24 protein-coding genes are annotated in these 22,971 nt (G+C 66.0%); 5 read left to right on the top strand and 19 right to left on the bottom strand.

Translation table 11 applies throughout. The features are described 5' to 3' along the window. Positions 1 to 10: 10 nt before the first annotated feature. Both WK25_RS06270 and WK25_RS06265 read right to left on the bottom strand, forming a co-directional pair. Positions 11 to 1,300, bottom strand: coding sequence for a Zn-dependent hydrolase (locus tag WK25_RS06270; protein ID WP_059543686.1), 1,290 nt, complete (start codon positions 1,298 to 1,300; stop codon positions 11 to 13). Between the two features lie 33 nt (positions 1,301 to 1,333). Then, positions 1,334 to 2,644, bottom strand: a complete 1,311-nt coding sequence (locus WK25_RS06265) for an MFS transporter (RefSeq protein ID WP_040143865.1) — start codon at positions 2,642 to 2,644, stop codon at positions 1,334 to 1,336. A gap of 187 nt (positions 2,645 to 2,831) precedes the next feature. Between WK25_RS06265 and WK25_RS06260 the strand changes: the two genes are divergently transcribed. Continuing rightward, positions 2,832 to 3,788: a LysR family transcriptional regulator gene (locus WK25_RS06260; protein ID WP_040143864.1), complete on the top strand. Its 957-nt coding sequence runs from the start codon at positions 2,832 to 2,834 to the stop codon at positions 3,786 to 3,788. Positions 3,789 to 3,879: 91 nt separating this feature from the next. On the opposite strand, the gene WK25_RS06255 is transcribed toward WK25_RS06260, so the two are convergent. The 9 genes from WK25_RS06255 to WK25_RS06215 form a co-directional block, all read right to left on the bottom strand. Beyond that, positions 3,880 to 5,310 carry a purine-cytosine permease family protein gene (locus WK25_RS06255; RefSeq protein WP_069241236.1) on the bottom strand — a complete coding sequence of 477 codons (1,431 nt, stop codon included), beginning with the start codon at positions 5,308 to 5,310 and terminating at the stop codon, positions 3,880 to 3,882. 300 nt (positions 5,311 to 5,610) lie between these two features. Further along, on the bottom strand, positions 5,611 to 6,300 hold the full coding sequence (locus WK25_RS06250; protein ID WP_069241235.1) for an SOS response-associated peptidase family protein: 690 nt from the start codon (positions 6,298 to 6,300) through the stop codon (positions 5,611 to 5,613). A 410-nt stretch (positions 6,301 to 6,710) separates the two neighbouring features. Beyond that, entirely contained in the window at positions 6,711 to 7,340 is a 630-nt protein-coding gene (locus WK25_RS06245) for an NAD(P)H-binding protein (protein ID WP_069241234.1), read from the bottom strand. Positions 7,341 to 7,590: 250 nt separating this feature from the next. Then, entirely contained in the window at positions 7,591 to 8,982 is a 1,392-nt protein-coding gene (gene lpdA, locus WK25_RS06240) for a dihydrolipoyl dehydrogenase (RefSeq protein ID WP_069241233.1), read from the bottom strand. Between the two features lie 5 nt (positions 8,983 to 8,987). Then, positions 8,988 to 10,325, bottom strand: a complete 1,338-nt coding sequence (locus WK25_RS06235) for a dihydrolipoamide acetyltransferase family protein (RefSeq protein ID WP_069241232.1) — start codon at positions 10,323 to 10,325, stop codon at positions 8,988 to 8,990. 1 nt (position 10,326) lies between these two features. Further along, entirely contained in the window at positions 10,327 to 11,370 is a 1,044-nt protein-coding gene (locus WK25_RS06230; RefSeq protein ID WP_040143858.1) for an alpha-ketoacid dehydrogenase subunit beta, read from the bottom strand. Positions 11,371 to 11,372: 2 nt separating this feature from the next. Beyond that, the gene (locus tag WK25_RS06225; protein WP_069241231.1) at positions 11,373 to 12,605 is read right to left on the bottom strand and encodes a 3-methyl-2-oxobutanoate dehydrogenase (2-methylpropanoyl-transferring) subunit alpha; all 1,233 of its coding nucleotides are present in this window, start codon (positions 12,603 to 12,605) and stop codon (positions 11,373 to 11,375) included. 411 nt (positions 12,606 to 13,016) lie between these two features. After that, positions 13,017 to 13,643 (bottom strand): flavin reductase family protein, encoded by a 627-nt coding sequence (locus WK25_RS06220; RefSeq protein WP_069241230.1) that lies wholly within the window; start codon positions 13,641 to 13,643, stop codon positions 13,017 to 13,019. A 361-nt stretch (positions 13,644 to 14,004) separates the two neighbouring features. After that, complete coding sequence (locus WK25_RS06215; protein WP_069241229.1) at positions 14,005 to 14,691, bottom strand: SOS response-associated peptidase; 687 nt, start codon at positions 14,689 to 14,691, stop codon at positions 14,005 to 14,007. Positions 14,692 to 14,771: 80 nt separating this feature from the next. On the opposite strand from WK25_RS06215, the gene WK25_RS06210 reads away from it, so the two are divergent. Then, positions 14,772 to 15,140 (top strand): hypothetical protein, encoded by a 369-nt coding sequence (locus tag WK25_RS06210; protein ID WP_069241228.1) that lies wholly within the window; start codon positions 14,772 to 14,774, stop codon positions 15,138 to 15,140. A gap of 22 nt (positions 15,141 to 15,162) precedes the next feature. Here the strand turns inward: WK25_RS06210 and WK25_RS30010 are convergent, their stop codons facing one another. From WK25_RS30010 to WK25_RS31130, 5 genes are read right to left on the bottom strand one after another with little or no spacing between them, the layout of a single operon-like run. Next, positions 15,163 to 15,426 (bottom strand): hypothetical protein, encoded by a 264-nt coding sequence (locus tag WK25_RS30010; protein ID WP_083253006.1) that lies wholly within the window; start codon positions 15,424 to 15,426, stop codon positions 15,163 to 15,165. Continuing rightward, positions 15,350 to 15,670, bottom strand: a complete 321-nt coding sequence (locus WK25_RS06205) for a hypothetical protein (protein ID WP_069241227.1) — start codon at positions 15,668 to 15,670, stop codon at positions 15,350 to 15,352. Before WK25_RS06205 ends, WK25_RS30010 begins: the two co-directional genes overlap by 77 nt. Then, the gene (locus tag WK25_RS06200) at positions 15,667 to 16,449 is read right to left on the bottom strand and encodes a lysozyme (protein WP_069241226.1); all 783 of its coding nucleotides are present in this window, start codon (positions 16,447 to 16,449) and stop codon (positions 15,667 to 15,669) included. The genes WK25_RS06205 and WK25_RS06200 overlap by 4 nt, the downstream gene beginning before the upstream one ends. Continuing rightward, complete coding sequence (locus tag WK25_RS06195) at positions 16,436 to 16,717, bottom strand: hypothetical protein (protein WP_236857818.1); 282 nt, start codon at positions 16,715 to 16,717, stop codon at positions 16,436 to 16,438. Before WK25_RS06195 ends, WK25_RS06200 begins: the two co-directional genes overlap by 14 nt. Continuing rightward, positions 16,714 to 16,995, bottom strand: coding sequence for a hypothetical protein (locus WK25_RS31130; RefSeq protein WP_156789014.1), 282 nt, complete (start codon positions 16,993 to 16,995; stop codon positions 16,714 to 16,716). The genes WK25_RS06195 and WK25_RS31130 overlap by 4 nt, the downstream gene beginning before the upstream one ends. A gap of 284 nt (positions 16,996 to 17,279) precedes the next feature. Here WK25_RS31130 and WK25_RS31630 point away from each other — a divergent pair, with 284 nt between their 5' ends. The 3 genes from WK25_RS31630 to WK25_RS06180 all read left to right on the top strand — a co-directional run bounded on the left by WK25_RS31630 (position 17,280) and on the right by WK25_RS06180 (position 19,826). Next, entirely contained in the window at positions 17,280 to 17,549 is a 270-nt protein-coding gene (locus tag WK25_RS31630; RefSeq protein ID WP_167432639.1) for an XRE family transcriptional regulator, read from the top strand. Positions 17,550 to 17,740: 191 nt separating this feature from the next. Then, on the top strand, positions 17,741 to 18,583 hold the full coding sequence (locus WK25_RS31625; RefSeq protein WP_167432638.1) for a hypothetical protein: 843 nt from the start codon (positions 17,741 to 17,743) through the stop codon (positions 18,581 to 18,583). 94 nt (positions 18,584 to 18,677) lie between these two features. Beyond that, positions 18,678 to 19,826, top strand: a complete 1,149-nt coding sequence (locus WK25_RS06180; RefSeq protein ID WP_069241223.1) for an acyltransferase family protein — start codon at positions 18,678 to 18,680, stop codon at positions 19,824 to 19,826. A 111-nt stretch (positions 19,827 to 19,937) separates the two neighbouring features. Here WK25_RS06180 and WK25_RS32030 read toward each other — a convergent pair whose 3' ends face one another. The 3 genes from WK25_RS32030 to WK25_RS06165 are packed head-to-tail and all read right to left on the bottom strand — an operon-like array spanning position 19,938 to position 22,970. Then, positions 19,938 to 21,089, bottom strand: coding sequence for a phage tail protein (locus tag WK25_RS32030; RefSeq protein ID WP_236857817.1), 1,152 nt, complete (start codon positions 21,087 to 21,089; stop codon positions 19,938 to 19,940). Beyond that, positions 21,067 to 21,726, bottom strand: coding sequence for a DUF2612 domain-containing protein (locus WK25_RS06170; RefSeq protein ID WP_236857816.1), 660 nt, complete (start codon positions 21,724 to 21,726; stop codon positions 21,067 to 21,069). Before WK25_RS06170 ends, WK25_RS32030 begins: the two co-directional genes overlap by 23 nt. An 8-nt stretch (positions 21,727 to 21,734) precedes the next feature. Beyond that, positions 21,735 to 22,970, bottom strand: a complete 1,236-nt coding sequence (locus WK25_RS06165; protein WP_069241221.1) for a baseplate J/gp47 family protein — start codon at positions 22,968 to 22,970, stop codon at positions 21,735 to 21,737. Position 22,971: the final 1 nt, after the last annotated feature.

Raw genomic sequence — 22,971 nt, 5'->3', positions numbered from 1 at the left:
GTTTATCGCGTCATGCGTCAGCGTCGTGCGCCGCTGCAGCCGCAGCCGTCGCGTGGCGGGTGCGCGCGGTGACGCCGGCACGCGCAAGCACCGCATGGAGCAGCACGTTCGTGCCGCGCGTCACGTCGTCGGGCAGCGCATCCTCTGCCTCGTTGTGCGACAGCCCGCCGACGCACGGGATGAACACCATCGCGGTCGGCACGCGGCGCGCCAGCAGGATCGCGTCATGGCCGGCGCCGCTGACGATCCGCTCGTTCGTATAGCCGAATGCATCGGCAGCCTGCGCGACGAGTTCGACGCAAGCGGCGTCGAACGGCGTCGCGGGGCTGCGCCAGCAGGTATCGACCGACACCTGCACGCCGCGCGCGGCGGCGATGCGCGCAGCCGCGTCGCGCAGCTCGCGCTCCATTGCATCGACTTGCGCATCGTCGTGATGACGCAGGTCGACGGTCAACGTCACGTCGCCGGCGATCGTGTTGCGCGACGCGTTGCGGATCCCGACCTGCCCGATCGTCGCGAGCCCGCGCGGCGTATGGCCGGCGACGATCCGCTCGAGCTCGAGTGCGATCTGCGCGCTCGCGAAATACGCGTCCTTCCGATATGGCATCGGCGTCGTGCCCGCATGCGCGGCCACGCCCGTCACGCGCACGTCGAGCCAGCGGATCGCCTGCCCGCCCGTGACGATGCCGATCGTCGTGCCGTTCGCCTCCAGCACGGGACCCTGTTCGATATGGGCTTCGAAATACGCGTCGACGTCGCCGCCCGGCGCGCGCGCGCCGCGATAACCGCATGCGTCGAGCGCGGCGCCGAGCGCGATGCCGTCGGCGTCCCGCTTCGCGAGCGCTTCGTCGAGCGGCAACGCACCGGTGAACACTGCCGAGCCGAGCATCGCCGGCGCGAAACGCGCGCCCTCCTCGTTGGTCCACGAGACGATCTCGATCGGTTTGCCGGTCGCGATGCCCGCATCGTTCAGCGTGCGCACGACCTCCAGCGCGGCGAGCACGCCATAGACGCCATCGAAACGGCCGCCTTCCGGCTGCGTGTCGAGATGGCTACCGATCAGCACCGGAGCGGCGTGTGCATCGGCGCCCCCGCGCCGTGCGAACAGGTTGCCGACTGCGTCGACGCTCACCGTCATGCCCGCGTCGCGGCACCACCGCGCGAACAGGTCGCGCCCGCGCCGGTCGTCGTCGGTCAGCGCGAGCCGGCGCACGCCGCCGCGCGCCGTCGCGCCGATGCGCGCCATGTCCGCCAGGCTCTGCCACAAACGGGCGCCGTCGATTTCCAACAGGTCTTTCATTCGAACTCCGATCGATTCATGCGTAGCAGCGGCTCAATGCGAGCCGAGCGCTTCGGCGGCGGCCGGCCGGGCCGCGCGGCGCGCGTCGAGCGCGACGATGCAGAGCAGCGACAAGCCGGCGAGGCCGGTGTAGAACACGGCAAGCGGCCACCACTGTCCGGCGAAGCGATGCGCGAGCCACGTGCCGACGAGCGGTGTCAGGCCGCCGGCGAGCGCGCCGCAGATCTGGTACGCGAGCGAGATCGCCGAATAGCGCACGTGAGCGGGGAACACGCCGCTGACGAAGCCCGCGATCACCGAATAGAAGCCGGCCATGCATACGACCGCGAGCGCGATGCCCGCGACCAGCGACGCGGATGTGCCACCCTGCACGAGCATGAACATCGGGTACGGCGACAGCATCGCGAGCAGCGCGGCGATCTTCAGGAAGCGCGCACCGCCGATGCGCTCGGCAATCCATGCGGCGATCGGCTGTGCGACGAACTGGATGATCGCGACCGCGAACAGGCTGTCGAGAATCAGCGAGCGCGACACGCCGACGTACTGGGTCGTGTACGCGATCATGAACGTATTCGTGAAATAGACGCCCGCGATCCCGATCGTGTTCGCGCCGATGCAGAGCAACACCAGGCCCGACGCCGAGCGGAACACTTCGGCGACCGGCAGCTTCACGGTACGGTTTGCTTCCTTCACGCGCGCGAATTCCGGAGACTCGTTCACGCCGAGCCGGATCAGGATGCCGACGACGAGCAGCACCGAGCTCGCGAGAAACGGCAGCCGCCAGCCCCACGCGAGGAAGTCCGCCTTGTCCATCGACGTGACCGCGCGGAACGCGACCAGCGACAGGATCAGCCCGGCCGGACTGCCGAGTTGGGCGAAGGACGCGAAGAACGTGCGACGGCCCTGCGGCGCGTGTTCGCCTGCCATCAGCACCGCGCCGCCCCATTCGCCGCCGACTGCGATCCCCTGCACGATGCGCAGCAGGATCAACAGCACCGGCGCCAGCATGCCGACTTTCGAGTAGTCCGGCAGCAACCCGACGCACACGGTCGCGACACCCATCATCATCAGCGTCGTCATCAGCGCCTTCTTGCGGCCGATGCGGTCTCCCAGGTGGCCGAACACGATGCCGCCGAGCGGCCGCGCGAAGAAGCCGACCGCGAACGTCGCGAACGACGCCATCGTGCTGACGAAGCGGTCGTGCGACGGAAAATACAGCTCGCCGAACACGAGCGCGGCGGCGGTCGCGTAGATGTAGAAGTCGTACCACTCGATCATCGTGCCGATGAACGCGGCCGTCGCGGCACGCGCGGGCTGGCGGGCGGAAGGAAGGGATTCGGTCATGCTCGCTCCTGGCGCGTGCGGGCGGCACGCGCAATATCGTGGTGGCCGGCCGTCTGTCGCGGCCTCGCGCCGCCCGGTGCGGCGCCCCTCCTTTATCGGCGACCGCTAATCATTAGTCAAATTTCAAGTTATTATTCGGCGTATAAATTTCACTAATGTCGCGCCCGACGCTTTGTCCGGAGACCCGATGCGTGCCGACCTCGCCCCTTTCCTGAACGACCGCCTCGACTGGAACCTGCTGCGCACGTATCTCGTGATCGTGCAGGAGCGCAGCGTGAGCCGCGCGGCCGCGCGGCTGCACGTGACGCAGCCGGCCGTCAGCCAGGCGCTGCGCCGGCTGGAAGACACGCTCGAGCGCAAGCTGATCGAGCGGCGCGGTGCGCACTTCGCGCCCACGCCGGCGGGCGAAGCGGTGTACCGGATCGCCAGCGACATCTACGGCGGCGTGTCGCGGCTCGAAACCGAACTGGACGACAGCACGGCCGACCTCACCGGCTCGATACGGCTGCTGACGGTCAGCCGCATCGAGTCGCCCGTCTACGACGAATTTCTCGCGGACTTCCATCGCGCGTACCCGCGCATCGATCTGCAGATCGAAGTGATGCGCTCGTCCGACATCCTGTCGTCGCTGCTGCAAAAGACGGCCACCGCCGGGCTCGGCCTGTGCCGCACGCCGCACGACAAGCTGCAGATGCGCTGTTTTTTACGCCAGCGCTACGCGATCTACTGCGGCCGCCATCACCGGTTGTTCGGACAGACGCAATTGCGGATGGACGACCTGCTCGCGGAGAACTTCGTGTCGTTCACGAGCGACCAGATCGGCGACAGCCTGTCGCCGCTCACCGTGTTCCGCGACCAGAAGGGTTTCACCGGCCGGATCGTCGCGTCGTCTCCGAGCCTCGACGAGGTGCGTCGGCTGATCTTCGCCGGTTATGGCATCGGCTGCCTGCCCGAACACATCGTGCGCGACGACATCGCGCAGCAGCGGCTGTGGCGGCTGCCGCCCGACGAAGGCCTCGTCGACGTCGACGTGTTCCTGCTGTGGCATCGCGACCGCAAGATGAACGCAGCCGAGCAGGCGTTCCTCGACGCGATGGAGCGCTGCATGCAGCGGCACTCGCTCGCCGAGCGGCTCGGGATGTGAGCGCGCGCATCGCGACTGCGCGCCGCCACGCAGCCGCGGCGCGCAGAAAGCCTGGGCCGCCTGAACGGCCGGGCGCCGTCAGACATTTGCGTCAGTGCTGAACCTCGCCGCGTTCGAGCGGCAGGATCAGGCGTTCCGGGATGCTGCGCCGCGACGCGCGCGCGCCGATGTAATACAGCACGGCCGGCACTGCGAGGCCGAGGATCCACGAGATGTCGGTGCCGCCGAGCGCGTCGACGAGCGGCCCGGTGTAGATGTGCGTCGACATGAACGGCAACTGCACCAGGATGCCGACCACGTAGATCGTGATCGCCATCACGTTCCAGCGGCCATAGCGGCCGTCCGGATCCGACAGTGCCGGCACGTCGTAGCGCGAACGCGTGAAGCAGTAGTAGTCGACCAGGTTGATCGCGCTCCACGGCGTGAAGAACGCAAGCAGGAACAGGATGAACGCGGTGAATTCCTTCAGGAACGAATGGCGGCCGGCGAGCGCGATCAGCGTCGACACGCAGATCATCCCCAAGATGTAGACGAGCCGGCTCGTCGACGACACCGCATGCTTGCCGCGAAAGCCGCTGACGATCGTCGCCATCGACATGAAGCTGCCGTATGCGTTGAGCGTGGTGACCGTCACCTTGCCGAACGCGATGCTGAAGTACAGCAGCGCGGCCACGGCGCCCGTCGAGCCGAGGCCCACGATGTACGACACTTCATGGTGCGCAAACTGGCCGCCGGCCAGCGCGGCAGCGAACACGCCGAACACCATCGCCGCCTGCGCGCCGATCACCGAGCCGAGGCCGACCGCGACAAACGTGGCCACCGACGACGTGGAGCGCGGCAGGTAGCGCGAATAATCGGCGACGTACGGACCGAACGCGATTTGCCACGACGCGGACAGCGACATCGACAGCAGGAAGCTCGCGAGCGAGAAGTGCTTGTTCGCGAGCAGCGCGCCGACGTCGTGGTTCGCGAACAGCTGCGCGAACATGTAGACGAAGGCGACGATGCCGACCACGCTCGCGATCCGGCCAACGAAGTGGATCGCGCGATAGCCGAACACCGTCAGCACGACGATCACGGCGGCGAACAGCAGGATGCCGGCCGCGTCGTCGACATGCAGCAGCTGCGCGACCGCCTGCCCGGCGAGCACCGACCCGCTCGCGGAGAAGCCGATGTACATCAGGCACACGAGCACGATCGGGATCATCGCGCCATAAACGCCGAACTGCACGCGGCTCGAGATCATCTGCGGCAATCCGAGCTGCGGCCCTTGCGCGCCGTGCAGCGCCATCACCGCGCCGCCGACGAGCTGGCCGAGCAGCAGCGCAACCAGCGACCAGAACACGTCGCCGCCCAGCACGACCGCCAGCGCGCCGGTGACGATGGCCGTGATCTGCATGTTCGCCGACAGCCACAGCGTGAACTGGCTCAGCAGGCCGCCGTGGCGTTCGGCGTCGGGGATGAAATCGATCGAGCGTACTTCGATCAGACCGCCGGCTTTTCCACTGGGATTCGTTGACACGGATAACTCTCCAAGATACTGAGGATCACAAATGGTCTGGACGAGACGGAAAACGTGCCAGGTCGCCCTTCTCGATTCATCGGGCGGCGCGCCGCGTACCGCCGGCATGCGTCACGCATGGCGCGCACGCGGGCGGGCCGCCGGCAGGTGGGCGCCGGCACTGTCCGCGGATAATCTTGTATATACAACTCGCCGGATATCGGTGATTACCCGATATCCGGCGATTGCCGCAATCGCCGCGCCAACGGGATGCGTGCAACGAAGCAATTGCCGCCCGCTTGCCGAAAGCAACGCGAAAGCTCAGGCGCCGGTGCGTGGCGCAGATGCAGATGCAGGCTCGGGCTCGGCGACCATAGCCGCTGCCGGAAGGAGGTTCAGCATGCGGCGCGCGGCTTCGCTGTCGCGCGCGTGCAGCCATTCGTCGTGGTCGGCGCGGCGCAGCATCACGACGCCGCGCTTCTCGTCGCCAGGCCGATGCATGCGCGCGAACACCGGATGATCGTCGGCATTGACGGTCAGCATCGCCATGCCGATGTGTTCGCGGCCGTCGGCCGCCTCGTAACGCCGCCAGATGCCAGCGACGCAGCATGGCTGCCAGCCGGCGGCGCCGATCCGGTGCCACACGTTGCGGCCCGTCTCGTAGCACGGCTCGACGATCCAGCGCACCGGAATCAGGCAGCGCTGGCCGTTGCGCCACGCGTTGCCGTAAAGCCGCGACGAACCGACCGTTTCCGCACGCGCATTCATCGTATCGAGCTTCCTGCGTTTGCGTCCGTTCTCGTCGATACGCTCGGGCTGCATGAATCTCGGCCAGAAGCCGAACACCGCACTGACGACCGCGAGGCCGTCGCCGTCGGCGCGCGCAATGGGCGCCGCGTAGTCCGGATACACGTCGGGCGCCCACGGCTCGCGGCGAAACAGGTCGCCGATGCCGATCCTGAGTTCGCTGATCCCGGGGTCTTCATCGGGCGCGCGGTAATGGGTGCACACGGTTGGGCTCCGCAGACGACGGACACGATGCTTTTATCGTAGGTCGGCATGCGCCGCGCGTCCGGTTATCGGTCGGTATGACGAAACGGTCTTGCGACCGTGCGGCCCGTCGTCGTGCGTGGCGCCGGTGCGCGCACGTCGGTTGCCTGCCCGGCCATGTCGCGGCGCCGCCAGCTTCGGCTGACAAGATCCGGCGCTTGCGCGCAAGCAAGCCGGGCCACACGACCGGATTCCGGCTCCACGGCCCCGCGCAACCGCGACGCGAGCGAAGCCCTGCACGCATTTCGCGATGCGTTCGCCGAACAGTGTCCGGAGCTTGACGGTGTCGTGCGCAAAAATCCGGCGCGTCGGGTTCGTTCATCGCGCCCGGTCGGCCATGTCGCGAGCGCGATGCAGATTCGGGTTCGGCGTTAGGCGAGACGTTCGGAGCCGATCACGTGCACACCCGGGCGCGCATCGAGCGCGGCGTCGACGAGCGCGCGCGCAATGTGCGGCGCCGGATTCACCCGCCACTTGCGCGGCAACACCGGCCCGGCGGCACCGAGCATCAGCACCAGCATGCGCTCGGCGAAGCGGAATTCATCGCGGCTGCCGGCGATCAGCCCGGGCCGCACGAACGTGAGCGACGCGAATCCGATGCTTGCGAGCGCACGCTCGACCTCGCCCTTCACGCGGTTGTAGAAGATCCGTGAATCGGGATCCGCACCGAGCGCCGAATTCAGCACGCAGGTCGGCGTGCCCGACCGGTGCGCGCGCCGCGCGACTGCGAGCGGATAGTCGTGATCGACGCGGCGAAATGCGGGCTGCGAGCCCGCGACGCGCATCGTGGTGCCGAGTGTGCAGATCACCGCGTCGGCCTGCCACCAGTCGGCGGATTCGGGCAGGTTGTCAAAATCGACTTCGAGCGCGCGCATCTTCGGATGCGGCGACAATGGCCGGCGCGCGAGCACGACGACTTCGTCGACCCGCGCATCCGCCAGCGCGATGTCGAGGACGTGGCGGCCGACGAGCCCGGTCGCGCCGACGAGCAACAGTTTCATGGCAGTTCGTTCCGTGTAAATCCCGTGCACGCGGGCCGCGCGCTTCAGCCTACACATTCGGGCCTCGCGATGCCGCGCCTCGGCGAAGCGGCCGGTGCGCGTTGAATCGCGCGGAATGTCGACACGATGAACGGTTCGCACGCGACGGTCAACGGCCGCATCGATCGGGTGGCGCCGCCGCTGCTATTCCCGCGAGCAAGAAGCCCCGCCGTAGCGGGGCTCCGTTCCACCGTTCACGCCGGCACGCTGCTCACACGTGCAACGCATGCCCCAGCGCGCGCAGCGCCGCCTCCTGCATCGCTTCGCCTAGCGTCGGGTGTGCGTGGATCGTGCCGCCGATGTCCTCGAGCCGCGCACCCATCTCGAGCGACTGCGAAAACGCCGCGGCCAGTTCCGACACGCCGCGCCCGACCGCTTGCCAGCCGACGATCAGGTGCGTGTCGCGCCGCGCGACCACGCGCACGAAACCGTCGGTCGCCTGCAGCGTCATCGCGCGCCCGTTCGCCGCGAACGGGAACGATGCACTGATGCAGTCGACACCGGCCGCCTTCGCATCGTCCGGCGACCACCCGGACGTGACGACCTCCGGATCGGTGAAGCACACGGCCGGAATCGACGCGGGCATGAACTTGCGGCGGCGTCCGGCGATCAGCTCGGCCACCATCTCGCCCTGCGCCATCGCGCGATGCGCGAGCATCGGTTCGCCGGCAACGTCGCCGATCGCCCAGACGTTGCGCATCGACGTCCGGCATTCGTCGTCGATGCGCAGCGCTCGCCCGTTGCGATCGAGCGGCAGCGATTCGAGGCCGAAGCCGTCGACGCGCGGCCGGCGGCCCACCGCAACCAGCACGCGATCGGCCGCCAGCGTCTTCTCCGCACCGTCGGGCGCTTGCACGCGCACCGCGCCATCGCGGGCAAGGCCCAGCACCTGGTGACCGAGCAGCAAGCCGACGCCGAGCCGCGCGAGCGAATCGGCAACCGGCTTCGCAAGTTCCGCGTCGTATGCGGGCAGCACGCGCTCCGCGGCTTCGACGATGCTGACGTCAACGCCGAGCTTGCGATAGACGGTGCCGAGTTCCAGCCCGATGTACCCGGCGCCGACGACGACCAGCCGCTTCGGCAGCGACGTCGGCGACAGCGCTTCTGTCGACGACACGACATGGCCGCCGAACGGCATCGACGGCAGCGCGACCGGTTCCGATCCCGTCGCGAGCAGCAGGTGCTCGCAGGCGATGCGCGTCGTGTGGTCGCCGGCGACGACGTCGACGGTCTTGCCGTCGACGACGCGCGCGTCGCCATGCAGCACGCGCACGCCGTGCTTCTTCAGCAGCGCGCCGACGCCGCGCGTGAGCCGCTCGACGATGCCGTCCTTCCACGCGACGCTTGTCGCGATGTCGATTTCCGGCGTGCGCACGCGAATGCCGAGCATGCCCTCGCCGGCCTGCCCGCACGCCTGCTCGAACGCGTCGGCGACATGGATCAGCGCCTTCGACGGAATGCAGCCGATGTTCAGGCAGGTGCCGCCGAGCCGTTCGCGTTCGACGAGCACGGTCGGGATGCCGAGCTGCCCCGCGCGAATCGCGGCGACGTACCCGCCCGGGCCGCCGCCGATCACGAGCAATGTGGTGTGTTCGTTCGGCATCGCGCTCACTCCACGAACAACAGCGCCGGGCGCTCGAGCAGCCCGCGCACCGCCTGGATGAATTCGGCCGCGTCCGCGCCATCGACGACGCGATGGTCGAACGACGACGACAGGTTCATCATCTTGCGCGCGACGATCGCGCCATCGCGGATCATCGGCCGCTCGACGATCCGGTTCACGCCGACGATGCCGACCTCCGGATGGTTGATGACCGGCGTCGACACGATGCCGCCGAGCGCACCGAGGCTCGAGATCGTGATCGTCGACCCGGACAACTCGTCGCGCTGCGCGCGGTTCGCACGCACCGCGTCGGCGAGCCGCGCGATTTCCGCCGAGATCGACCACACGTCGCGCGCTTCCGCGTGCCGCAGCACCGGCACCGTGAGGCCGCCGTCCGTCTGCGTCGCGACGCCCATGTGCACCGCACCGTATTGCGTGACGACACCGGCCTCGTCGTCGTAGCGCGCATTGATCTGCGGGAAGTCGCGCAGCGCGATTACCATCGCGCGAACCAGCAGCGGCAGCGGCGTAATGCGGCCGCGCGCATCGCCGTAGCGGCGGTTCAGTTCCGCGCGCAGCGACTCGAGCTCCGTGACGTCGATCTCCTCGACGTAGCTGAAGTGCGGAATGCGCCGCTTCGCTTCCTGCATCTTGCGCGCGATCGCACGCCGCAGGCCGATCACCGGCACTTCGGTTTCGTCGTTTCGCTCCGCGTAGCCGTGCGCGTGGGTCGCACCGCCGCTGCGCGCATACGCATCGAGGTCCGCGTGCAGGATTCGTCCGGCTTCGCCGGTGCCGCGCACGTAGCGCAATTCGATACCCATGTCCCACGCGCGCTGGCGCACCGCCGGCGACGCGAGCGGGCGCTCGCCGGGCGCGCGTGCCGCGTGCGGTTCGGACGCACGTTCCGCACGACGCGGCTCGGCCGGTGTGCGGTTCGCGGCAGGCGGCGATGCGTGCGTCTTTGCGTGCGACGGCGCATGCGTTCGGGATTCCTCTTCGACAGCCGACGATCCGGCAGGCGCGTCGATGTGTGCCGGGCGCGGCGCGGCCTGCGCTGCAGCATCACGCCCCTTCGCGCCCGGCTTCAGATTACCGTCGCCTTCGACTTCGAGACGAATCAGCTCGCTGCCAACCGCCATCATTTCACCGATCCGGCCGCCGAGCTCCAGCACCTTCCCCGCGACCGGCGACGGAATCTCGACCGCCGCCTTGTCGGTCATCACGTCGGCGAGCGGCTGATCTTCGGCGATCACCTGCCCGGGCTGCACGTGCCACGCCACCAGCTCGACCTCGGCAATCCCTTCGCCGATGTCCGGCATCTTGATCACATGAATCCCCATCTCACGCCTCCATCACGCGTCGCAGTGCTTCGCCAACCCGGGCCGGGCCGGGGAAATACGCCCATTCCTGCGCGTGCGGATAAGGCGTGTCCCAACCCGTCGTCCGCTCGACCGGCGCCTCCAGGTGGTAGAAGCAGTGCTCCTGCACGAGCGACACCAGTTCAGCGCCGTAGCCGCACGTGCGCGTCGCTTCGTGCACGACCACGCAGCGGCCGGTCTTGCGCACCGACGCGACGATCGTGTCGAGATCGACCGGCCACAGCGTGCGAAGGTCGATCACTTCCGCATCGATGCCGGTTTCCTCCGCCGCGGCGAGCGACACGTGCACGGTCGTGCCGTACGTCAGCACCGTCACGTCGTTGCCGGGCCGCGCGATCGCAGCCGTATCGAGCGGCACCGTGTAATAGCCTTCCGGCACCGCACTGCCCGGATGCTTGAGCCACGACGTGACCGGGCGCTCGTGATGGCCGTCGAACGGCCCGTTGTACAGGCGTTTCGGCTCGAGGAAGATCACCGGATCGTCGTTCTCGATCGATGCGATCAGCAGCCCTTTCGCGTCGTACGGATTCGACGGCATCACCGTGCGCAAACCGCAGACCTGCGTGAACATCGCCTCCGGGCTCTGGCTGTGCGTCTGGCCGCCGTAGATGCCGCCGCCGCACGGCATGCGGATCGTCATCGGCGCTGTGAACTGCCCCGCGGACCGATAGCGCAGCCGCGCGCCTTCCGACACGATCTGGTCGGACGCCGGGTAGAAGTAGTCGGCGAACTGGATCTCGCAGACGGGCCGCAAGCCGTACGCGCCCATCCCCACCGCCGCGCCGACGATCCCGCCTTCCGAGATTGGCGCGTCGAACACGCGCGACTTGCCGTACTTCGCCTGCAGCCCTTCGGTGCAACGGAACACGCCGCCGAAGTAGCCGACGTCCTGCCCGAACACCACCACGTCGTCGTCGCGGCCGAGCATCACGTCCATCGCGGAGCGCAGCGCCTGGATCATCGTCATCGGCTGCGCCGATGCCGTCGTCGTTTCATGTTGCGCCATGATCACGCTCCCAGTTCCTGGCGCTGACGCCGCAGATGCGCGGGCAGCTCCTTGTACACGTCGTCGAACATCGATGCAGGCGACGGAATGCGATCGTCGGCCAGCGTCCCGAACTTTTCCGCTTCCTTCTGCGCGGCGATCACCTCGGCTTCGAGCTCGGCCGTCAGCGCGTCGTGCGCGCTGTCCGACCAGATGCCCTTCGCGATCAGGTGCTGCTTGAAGCGCGCGATCGGATCGCCGAGCGGAAAATGCGCCCAGTCGTCGCTCGGCCGGTATTTGGTCGGATCGTCCGACGTCGAATGCGCGCCCGCGCGGTACGTCACCCACTCGATCAGCGTCGGGCCGAGATTGCGGCGTGCGCGTTCGGCGGCCCACGTCGATGCCGCGTAGATCGCAAGGAAGTCGTTGCCGTCGACGCGCAACGAAGCGATGCCGCAGCCGAGGCCGCGCCCGGCGAACGTCGTGCCCTCCCCGCCGGCGATCGCCTGGAACGTCGAGATCGCCCACTGGTTGTTGACGACGTTCAGCACGACCGGCGCGCGGTACACGTGCGCGAACGTCAGCGCGGTGTGGAAGTCGGCTTCCGCGGTCGCGCCGTCGCCGATCCAGGCGGACGCGATCTTCGTGTCGCCCTTGATCGCCGACGCCATCGCCCAGCCGACCGCCTGGATGAACTGCGTCGCGAGATTGCCGGAGATCGAGAAGAAGCCGGCTTCGCGGTCCGAGTACATCACCGGGAGCTGACGGCCTTTCAGCGGATCGCCTTCGTTCGACATCAGCTGGCAGATCATCCGCTCGAGCGGCACGTCGCGCGTGATCAGGATGCTCTGCTGGCGGTAGGTCGGAAAGCACATGTCGCCGTGGCGCAGCGCCATCGCATGCGCGGTGCCGATCGCCTCTTCGCCGAGGCTGAGCATGTAGAACGAGATTTTCTTCTGACGCTGCGCGATCATCATTCGCGCGTCGAAGATGCGGGTCTTCAGCATCGCACGCATCCCGGCGATCAGGCGCGCGTCGTCGAGGTCCGGTGCCCACGGGCCGACGGCTTCGCCGTGGTCGTCGAGCACGCGCACGAGGCTGCGGGCGAGATGGGCGGTGTCCGCCGGCGCAACGTCGATCGGCGGGCGGCGAACCGCGCCTGCCGGCGATAGATGCAGATAGGAAAAATCCGTCTTGCAGCCCGGACGCCCGGTGGGCTCCGGCACATGCAGACGCAATGGCTCTGACAGGCTCATCGTGTCGTCTCCACGCTCGATTGTGTCTCACGCTGATATGGACGCGCGGCCGGTTGCCGGCTCGCGCGCGGGCTGGCGCACGGATAAGCGCGCCAACCTTGGAAATCTATGCGTTGCCGCGCCGGACGTCGATGACCAAGCCGCTCGTTTGCCGTGAGCAGATTTGCCATGACGGGCGCCGATGCGGGACCGGTGCTGACGACGCGGCGTGCGGACGCCGCATTGGCTGCGCCGCGTGAGCGGTTGGAGCGTGTGGACAGCGAGATCGCAGGCCGGCAAGGCACACCGGGCGGGATCATGTCGGGGTCCGGAAACAGAAAACCCCGCGAAATCCGTGATTTCAGCGGGGTCTTTTTGCGGAAGCGGCGGCGTCAGGGTCAGCGTGCCAGTGGTTTCAGGCACGGCGACGCATCACGCGTCGGGGCGCGCGATGTCGAAGCGGCTGTCGGGTTGGATATGCGCGTACGCGCTCGGCCCGCCCGCACGGAGAATGATCCCCGCGCCGAAGGTATCGAAGATGCCGTCCTTCAGCAGATCATGGCGGATATGCACCGCGACGACTTCGCCGAGCACCAGCGTGGCCGGCGTGTCGAAGCCGCGATGATCCCGCAGCCGGACCACTTCGGTCACCTTGCATTCGAAATTGACGCCGCTTTCCGCGACGCGCGGCACGTCGACGAGACGCGACGGAATTGCGGTGAGGCCGCCGAGCTCGAACTCGTTCACGCCGTACGGCACCGCGGCGCAAGTCTGGTTCATCCGGTCGGCGAGATCGCGCGTCGCGAGGTTCCACACGAATTCGCCGGTCTCCTGCACGTTGCGCAGGCTGTCCTTCGCGGCGACGCTCGAAAAGCCGATGATCGGCGGACGATAGTTGAACGCGTTGAAGAAGCTGTACGGCGCGAGGTTGACCGTGCCGTCGCTGCCGCGCGAGGAGATCCACCCGATCGGCCGCGGGCCGATGATCGCGTTCAACGGGTCGTGCGGCAGGCCGTGGCCTTGCGCGGGTTCGTAATAGTGGTGGGTTGAGTCGGGCATGGGCGGGTGGTCGTGCGAGAGGCGGACTGCGTTTGATTGCGTCGGTGACAGGCGAACCGATCGCGGCAAAGGCGATCGGTGTGGCATGTGCATCAAGTATCACATGGCGCAGCTTTCGTCGCAGCGAAGTGCCTCGCGCAGACCCGTACGCGCCGGCGTACCGAAGCATGAACCCGAGCCAATAAAAAACCCGCGAGCGCATGGCTTCTCGCGGGTTTTCAGACCCTGGTCGAATCGCAGCGAAGCGATCGATGGTGCCGGGGACCGGAAACGGTAACCCTAGAAATGACAAGGGTTCCAGCGCAGCATGCGTAACGAATGGGGAGAATTCCGCCGATTGCCCTCCGGAATCGAACCGGCGCTATTCGGACTCCTTCGACGCCGGCTCGGCCGCCATGTCATCCGCCGGGTATAGCTGCAGCATCGCGCGCGCGGCCTCGACGTTCGGCGTCGTGAGCCACTCCTCCCAGTCGTCCGGCCGCAGGATCACGACGGACCGCTTCTCGTTGCCCGGCCGATGCATGTGCTTCATGACCGGGTGCTCGTCGGCGTTGACGGTGATCATCGCCATCGTGTGCTGTTCGCCGCCGTCCGGGTGCTGTAGCGTGCGCCAGATGCCAGCGACGCAGAGCGGCCGCCAGCCGGCCAGGCCAATGCGATAGCGCACGTGCGTGCCCGTCTCCCAGTTCGGTTCGTAGATCCACGCGGCTGGGATCAGGCAGCGGCGGCTACCGCGCCACGCCGGGCCGTACAGCGGCGACTTCCCGAGATTGTCGTCGCGCACGTTCAGCGTGCTGCGCATGACCGGCAGCTTCCTGCCCTGCTCTTTCGCCTTCTCGACGTTCGCCTTTTGCAGGGCGCGCGGCCAGAACCCGAAGCCGGCGATCAGCGGCTTGAACTCGCCGTCGACGCTCGCGACGATCGGCGCGGCATAGTCCTGGTAGATCTCGGGCTTCCACGGCGTCCACCGGTACAGGTCGCGGAAGCTGTCGATCTTCAGTTCGCTCAGTCCCGGATCCTCGCCCGGAGCACGGTAATTCGTGCACATTCCGACACCTTTTTAAGGGGTTGACGGTCGCATCATACTCCCGATTACACTGTATAGCCGTACAGTGCATTTTTCGTATCATGGAACCGCTTTGGGAGTATCAGTGGGAGTACATCGACATGCCTTACGACGGTCCGCCGCAGCGCACGCGCTACTGGATGACCGACGAGGAGGCCGAGCACTGGCACGGATCGAAGAAGCCCGGCGCGCGCCGGCTCGATGACACGCGCCGCGATCGGCGTGCTCAGCCGGCCATCCCGGTGGGCGGCGGCACGATCGGCGCTGCCTACGCTGATCGGACGGCCGTCGACGCACCGCTCCCGACCTTCACGTCTCCGGACCTGCCGAAGTTGCGCTACTGGTGGGCGTGCCCGTCGTATTGCGGCCCAGAGGACATTCGAGTGCTGATCTTGGAGGTCGTGCGTCTGCGGCGCCTGGTCGGCAAATGACGTGCGCCGCGCGGCGCGGCCGCTACTTGCTGCTCGGTTTCCAGCCGCAGTTCTTCGCGCCGGCCATGTTGTGCGCGAGGATCTGGCGCGCGGTGTCGTCGTTCAGCACGTCCGTCTTGCTGACGTAGATCGGCCGCGTCCAGTCGCACGCCGTGTCGACGATCCGCGTCTTCGTGACGATCTGCGGCTCGCACGGCGCCGCAGGCGGCTTAGTCGCGGGACCATCCGTCGCGCAGCTGCTGCTCAGCACCGCCAGCAGGCAGAGCGCCAACGTTCGTTTCTGCATCGCTTCTCTCCTTTGCGGCGGCCGCGCCGGCCTGCGCCGCGTCGGCATTCGCCTGGGCTTCCGCGTTTGCGGACTGTGCGACCTGTTCGCGCGCCTGCGCGGCGGTTGCCTGAGCTTCGGCATCCTTCTGGCCGGCCTGCGCGGTCGCCGTGCGGGCTTGCTGATGCCTGAACATGCCGAACAGCACGCCGGCCGCCGCGAGCAGCCACGGGCCGAATTTCAGCAGGATGGGGATGATCGTCATGACGCGCTCCAGTGTCCGGTGAGAAAGAGATCGCGCTCGGCCGCGCGGCGCCGCACGAGGCCCGGCAGCACCACGCCGCCGCCGCGATTCCACGACAGGAACTGGTCGGCCGCGCCGGCGTAGTCGCCGACGTTCAGGTGCCGCAGCAGCGTCGATGGCTGGCCGCTGGCGAGCACGATGATGCCGTCGCGCCCGGGATCGCCCGCGCGGCGCGCGCGGCCCGGCCCGACGTTGTTCACGATGCTCACGAGCGAGGCCTTCTGCTGCGCCGACAGCGGCACGCGCGCGGCCTGGTCGATGAGCGCAGCCGCGGCGCGCAGGTTCACGTCGTGGCGCGCGTCAGCAGTTGCCTGCGTCCAGACGGTGCCCTCGCGGACGTCCGAGCCCGTCGAGCCCCATCCGCACGTCCACGGCGCGCCGCTCAGCGCGCGCAGCGCGGGATCGTTCGGGATCGGCGCGCCGCCGAGCACCTTGTACCAGAGGCCGCGCGCCTGCAGCGCCTTGCCGAGCGGCGAGGCCGGATCCGGATACGCGGTGAGATAGCAGCTCTCAAAGTGCTGCGACAGCGGGCGGCAGAGCGTGAGCCATGCGTCGTCGTCCGTATCAGCTGCAACGTTTCGCGGTACAGCCGGCGCACTTTCCGCACCACCAGCCGCGAAACCCGTGTCAGGAGCGGCCGAAAGTGGTGCAGCGGTCGAAAGCGTCGGCACGTCGACGACCGGCGCCGGATTCAGGCCGAACAGCCGCGCGAGCGCGCCGAACAGGTCACTGAACGCCATCGCCGCTCTCCTGCCCGGCTGCCGGCGGCGGCACGCGGCGCACCGCGGTGTAGCGCACGACCAGGATCAGCGCGAACGCGACGAGCGCCGCGTAACGCTGCACGCCCTGTGGCAGGAGCTCTTTCAGGTCGGCGGGCATCGAGTTCCACGCCTCGACGATCGCCGGGCCGGCGGCCGTGAGGAGCGCAAGCGCGCCGCTCACGATGACGGTGCCGCGCTTATGCAAGTTCTGCCAGCCGTCGGCCAGCGTGATTCGCCATTTCATCATTTCACCCATCGTCGAGTCTCAGGCCGGTTCCCCGCAGCGCCCAATACGAGCTGAGAAACCATTTGCTTGATGTCTTTCAAATCGTCACGCATCGCCTGATTACTCTGTTCAAGCACCGTAACGCGATTAGAAAGACCAGAATAAAGGCCAATACACCATGCCGAAGCCCCTACCAGTGCGGCCAAGATGGAAACAAGGCCGGCGACCGTGCTAATCACGGTTTTTGCACTTACAAGCCAAGAACCGGGGTTATTTTGCTGGTTATTTTGACCATTCATTTACCAGAGTCCGTTAATTGAAAATCGGATGCGCTGATTATCGGCCAAAGATTTATTCGGAAATTCAGGGAAATTGCGCGAAGTGACACGGCGACGAGCGGGACGCGATGCCGCCGCAACGATTGGACTTGACACATAGGCGGAATCCGCCTAACTTGGAGGCATAGGAAGCGCACATCGCGCGGCCGCCATCCGAAAGGAACTCATCATGAAACGCTGCTTTCGCGCGCCTGCGCGTATTGGATCAACTCAACATGCTCTTTCGCTCGCCCACCGTGGCTCAGATGAAGCAATGGAAGGAGGAGCTCGGCTACTCCGGCACGCAGATGGCGCGGATTCTCGGGCTGAAGAGTGCTCGGCGATGGAGGGATTACGCGGACGAGAACAAGCCGCAAGGAATCCCGCCGGCCAACCTGTTCATGGCGGCCGCACTCGTCACACTCCCGAAACGAGAAATCGAGCGCGTGCTGGCGACGATGCGCGAGGTCGGCGCGGCGATCGATCTGGACGCACCAGCCGACTCCCCGGCGCCCGATGGAGAGTCGCAGCCGTAGCGATGGCGATCGGTTGCGCTGCAGCCGCGCTATCGGGTTGCGGAGGCGGAGGTGATGGCACTCAATCGGCACCGCCGGCCACGTCCGCCCCGGCTCCCGCGTCTGCTCCGAATCCGTCCCTCACGATCACAGCGATCGAACCGAACCCGGTACTGCAGCGCGGAGATGCACAGTCATGGGAATCGAGCGACGTGCTCAATCCTTCTGTCATCCAGTTCAACGGCTCGCTGAGCAACTACTACTCAGGATTCGATGGAAAGGTTTGGCGCTCGGGCCTCGCCACCTCAGGCGATGGCGGAATGACCTGGCAGAAATCCGGGGCACCAGTACTCGACCTTGGCGGATGGTCGACGCAATACATCGCCGCTAACGGCTCGGCCATCAATTTCAATGGCAAGGTGTACTACTACTATCACGGCGCCGATAGCAACGGCGCGATGAAGATCGGCCTCGCGACTTCGAACGACGGCACGCACTTCACCGCGCTGCCTAGCCCCGTGCTCGATGTAGGTACGCCGGGATCGTGGGATGACGCTGCGGTCGCCGATCCGTACGTCGTTCAGTTCGGCAATACGCTCTATCTCTACTTCCTCGGCGAGAACAAGGCCGGCCAGCAGCTCATGGGCGTTGCGACTTCCATCGACGGCATCGCATGGACGAAGTCCGACGCGCCGCTTCTGCCGTCCGGCGGCCCGAGCGACTTTGACGCCCACGGCCAAGGCGAACCAGCCGTTGTCTACGCCGCGCCCTACTACTACATGCTCTACACGGGCCGCGCCAGCTCCGAATTTCGCGATCTCGGATGGGCCGTATCAACCGACGCTGTTCACTGGACGAAGATGTCGCAGGGGCTTATTCCGCCGAGCATGCGGCAGGCGTGGGATTCGCAAGTGATCTGCGATCCGACGATCCTGCCGACCGGCAAAGACGACGGCACCTATTACGTCTGGTTCGGTGGCGGGAACAAGGCAGAGCCGGCGCAAGGGCTCGACGGTCAGATTGGCCGCATGACCATCAAGATTCCGACGTCCTGACCGATTTAATCGGCAAGGGAGCCTTCCAGGTGGTGATGCGGTTGATGGTAAAGTGCCGGTCGATCAGAGCTGACCGGCACCATCGCACCGCCACATGAAACCGCCGAAGATTTACCGACTATCAGAGTACCTTCAGCCGGGCCGAAATAATTTCGACCTGCTGCGCCTTTGCGCGGCCCTTCTCGTGATGTTCGGGCATTCCTTCTGGCTTCAGCCGGCGGCCGGAAGAACCGAGCCGATTCTTAAGTTCACTGGGCTGGAGTACACGGGAAGCCTCTCCGTCTATTCATTCTTCCTTCTTAGCGGCATCATGGTCACGTCGAGCTTCGATCGTCAGAGGTCGATCGTTCGTTTCGTGGCGCTGCGCCTAGCGCGGATATATCCCGGGCTGATTGCCTGTGTTTTCCTGACCGCCTATCTACTGTACCCCTCACTTTCGACGATGGGATTCGCTGAGACAGTCAGGGGGCACGACGCGGCGCACTATTTCTCAGCCAACGTCAAACTATTTTCAGGAATACAGGCGACGCTTCCGGGAATATTCGAAACCGCGCCTCTGAGGTACATCGTCAACGGATCACTTTGGACGCTCCCAATCGAACTGAAGTGCTACATGATCGTCTTCTGCGCGGGCATATTGGGCTGCTTCCGCGCAAAGTGGCGATCCATAGCTTTCACCGCTGCCGCCTCTATTGGATTCGCCTACCTTGTCTCACACGGGACCAGCATCGAATTTCTGCGCGACCTAGCGGGGAAGCCTACGGGCTATTCGTTTTACGCGCCGCCGTTCTTCCTGCTTGGGATGTTGCTGTATACGTACAAGGACCGAGTGGTCCTGAATTGGACAGTCGCGGCATTGCTTGGCGCCGCATACCTGGTCTTTCGCGCGTCGCCCATCGCGCCACTGCTGTTCTACTCGGCCTTCGTCTACGGCATGCTGACGCTTGGCGTGACAACTGCATTGCGCCGCTTCGCGCCGCGCAACGATTACTCGTACGGAATATATCTTTGGGCCTTTCCAATACAGCAAATCGTCGCTTCACGTTATCCGCAATTGGACAATCTCATCAGCCTGACTATCACGATGCCAGCAACGATCGCGATCGCGGCGGCGTCGTGGCATCTGATCGAAAAGCCATGCGTTTCCTTGTTGCGCTCAGGACGATTTAGCCCGGTGCAGGAAGTGACTGCTGCGCCCATTCCGGGAGCGCCGCAAAGTAGCTCGCATACCTCGCATCGCTAATGGTCACCTCCCCTTGATTCGGGAAAGTTTCCGGATCTTGGGGGCAACCGAACACGGAAATGATGGTGGTCTCTTTCGAGTCCGAGAATTGAACAAACATTTCCACTCCCTTCAGAATTTGTATCCAGATACGGACACGTTGAACGTCGGCGTGCCCGCATTTACCTGAATTGAGTAATAGATCGTCTGCGCTGTAACAATGAGCAGATCATTGAACGATGAGTTAAAGCCGTTCGATCCAGATGCCTGATACCCCTGCGACTGATGCGTTACCGAAGAAGACCACGGGGAAAGATTCAACGCCAGTTGGGCCGCCGTCGTCGACGCATAACCGATATTCCCGTTGATGCTTTTCGCGTTTTTCGGGACTGCGCTCGACACCGAAAGAGAGGTGAGGCTCGTCGGGCCGCTATTCGCGCTCAGAACCGTCACCGGGTCGAAAACGATCTGCCGGTCGGCCTGCTGGCCGTGCACAAACTGTCCGCTGCCGTTCGTAGGCCACACGGAAACGAGCGCCGACGCGGTGTAGCCGCTCGGCATGTTCGCGCCGCCGTACACGGTCGGTTGCGCGGCCGCCGTCGCATTCGTCGCCAGCAGCGCGCTCACACCCGTCGTCGGGTTGTAGATCGCGTACAGCGCAACGTAGCCGCTTGTCGGGGCGCTGCCCGTGTCCATGCCGCCGGCGCCGGTCGTGGCGAGGTTGATCGTCTTGCTGAACGCGCCGAGCACGTATTTCTGGCCGCCCAGCGCGGTACCGACGACGATCTCGTCAGCCGTCAGCGTCGCCGTCGCGCTTGCCGAGGTCACACTCATCACGAGGTTGCGCGTCTGGCCTACCGTGCCGCTCATGAGCGCGGCGACCCATCCTGCGCCGCCGGTATCCGGATTGGCCGTGTTGTTGTCGGACTGGTTGAGCCACAGGCCGCTTTGGTCCGCGCGCAGCAACAGCGCACCACGCGGATATCCGCCGACGTTCGTATCATTCGCGAAGGTCGAGTTGTAGCCAAACTGGCCGCCCGCGTGCTTCCACCGGATCGTCTGCGAGAGCAGATTCAGAATGCCGTTGAAGTCGCCGCCTGCGGGCGGCACGCCGCCAGCTGCAACTGGCGTGAACGTGAGCGGCGGGAATCCGTCGTTGAGCGATGCCGCGCCGGGCGTGATACCGATCTGCGACGCTTCCGGGATCGTGTTCTTCGTGCCGTTCGCTGCGAATGCGAGCGGGACAAGAGTGGGTGTTTGGCTAGACTGCATTGACGACTCCATTGAAGAAAGTGCCCTGACCGAACGGCGCAACGCTTTGCGTGCCCGCCTCGCTGAAACCGAACACGTTGGGGACTGGGATTTGCGCGATGGATGCGAGCACGCCGGTCGGCCGCGGCATCGCTCCGGACTGCTGCATGATGGCCATCTCGAACGGCTGTAGGTAAAACTCGAACGTGTAGCGCATCTGCATGTTGCCGAGGTCGTTCACGTAGCACCGGCCTCGGCCCTTGAAGAGGTTCTGCAGCAGCTGGTTGTAGCTCGGGATCGACCCGTCCGAGATGTTCGCCATCGCCTTCACGAGGATCAGCGTGCGGAACGCATCGTCCGCCAGGTAGTAATTCTCGGTGACAGTACTGCCCGAATAGAAGACCCCCGAGCCGAAAGGCGTCGCGCTCGCGTTGCCCGCCTCTTTGAATCCGAGATTGATCTCGGCGCTCGGGATCTTGAGCAGACGCCCGTGCTCGAGGCCGACAATCTTTCCCCAGATGTCGAGCCCGCGACCGACCGCAGTATCGACGTTCCACACCATGTCGTAGAACGCATCGATATCCGCGCTCGGATCGATGTACTGGTCGAAATTCTCGATCAGCTGCAACAGCGTCGGGCTGTTCGCATACTGCGCGATAACGGTGCGCATCACGTTTTTCATACGAGGCTCACCGAGATGTTGGCCGCCGTCAGCGTCGGCGTCTTGTCGATCCCCATCACGACGCTGTTCTGGTTCGCCGTGGTCGTGCCGAGCTGGATCGACAGCAGCTCAACCGACGGATCGATCGCGATCACGCCCGGGTAGTAACGGCCCGCGAAGATGGTCGAGTTGCTGCGCGCACGCGAGCCGCCGTCGGCACCCGTGAACGCCTCGATGATCGCGTTCTGCACGAGCTGCACGACGTTTGCCGGCAGATTCGGATTGTTCACGAGCTGCACGGAGAACAGGATCGGCACGGCCGTCAGCACCTGAAACTTCACGGTGTAGCTCGGATACGGCTGCGAGCCGACGCTCGTGTCCTGCACCGTGACTGTCGTGTTCCCGTTGTAATTGCAGCCCGGCGACTTCTTCGTCCAGATGGCGTTGCCGATGTCCTGCGCCGCGCCGCCGTACACCCCGACGTACAGCGAGTTGGGTGCGAGCGTGTAGGTGCCGTTCACGACCGACGTGCCGAGCGGATTGTCGAGCACGCACGCGTCTAGCACGCCCGCGACGTTCAGCACCTTCGCGCGCACGGCTGGCACCGAGCCCGCGGCGTTCAGCGCGACCGACTGCCGGCGCCGGTATTCGAAGTCCGCGCGCGACTCGACGTCGCTGCCGACCACGCCGGATACGACGCTGACGGTGTCCCATCCGGGGATCGCCTGATAGATGGACACCTGCCCTGCTGCCGGGACCGGCGTGGGCCCGGTCACCTTGCAGGCAAACCCGAGCGTGATCGTGCCGCTCGCCGGGATCGTGCCGGCCTGCGTGCAGAGGTAGACGTTGTTGCTCGAATCCTTGATCAACGCGCCAAGCGGGATCACTGTGCTCGCGGCACCGACGCATGCGACCTGCAGCGCTGTCGGCTCGGCCGGGTTGCGCTCGATGAAGTAGATGCGCCCGATCGCGTCCTGCCAGCGGCCGTCGGCCAGATCGGGGTCGACGCCGTTCGACACCTCGAGCATGTCGTCGTTCTTCGCGCCGATGATCGCCGTGAGGCTCGATGCGAGCTGCCCCTGCGGCGTTGTCACGTTCGGCGTGCCGTCTTCGTTCGTGATGTTCAGGTTGCCGCCGAACGCCGCGTTCGTGTCGGCGAGCACACCGGTCAGGATGGCGGATTCCGCCGGCACGACGGGCCCGGTCGGCGCCCAGTTGATAGGCGGTACGCTGGAGGTGGGAGGTGTCGACATG

The organism is Burkholderia latens, from assembly GCF_001718795.1.
In the GTDB taxonomy this organism is placed as follows: domain Bacteria; phylum Pseudomonadota; class Gammaproteobacteria; order Burkholderiales; family Burkholderiaceae; genus Burkholderia; species Burkholderia latens_A.
Note: the sequence above shows the minus strand (reverse complement) of the source record. Positions and strands in the feature narration are given on the sequence as shown.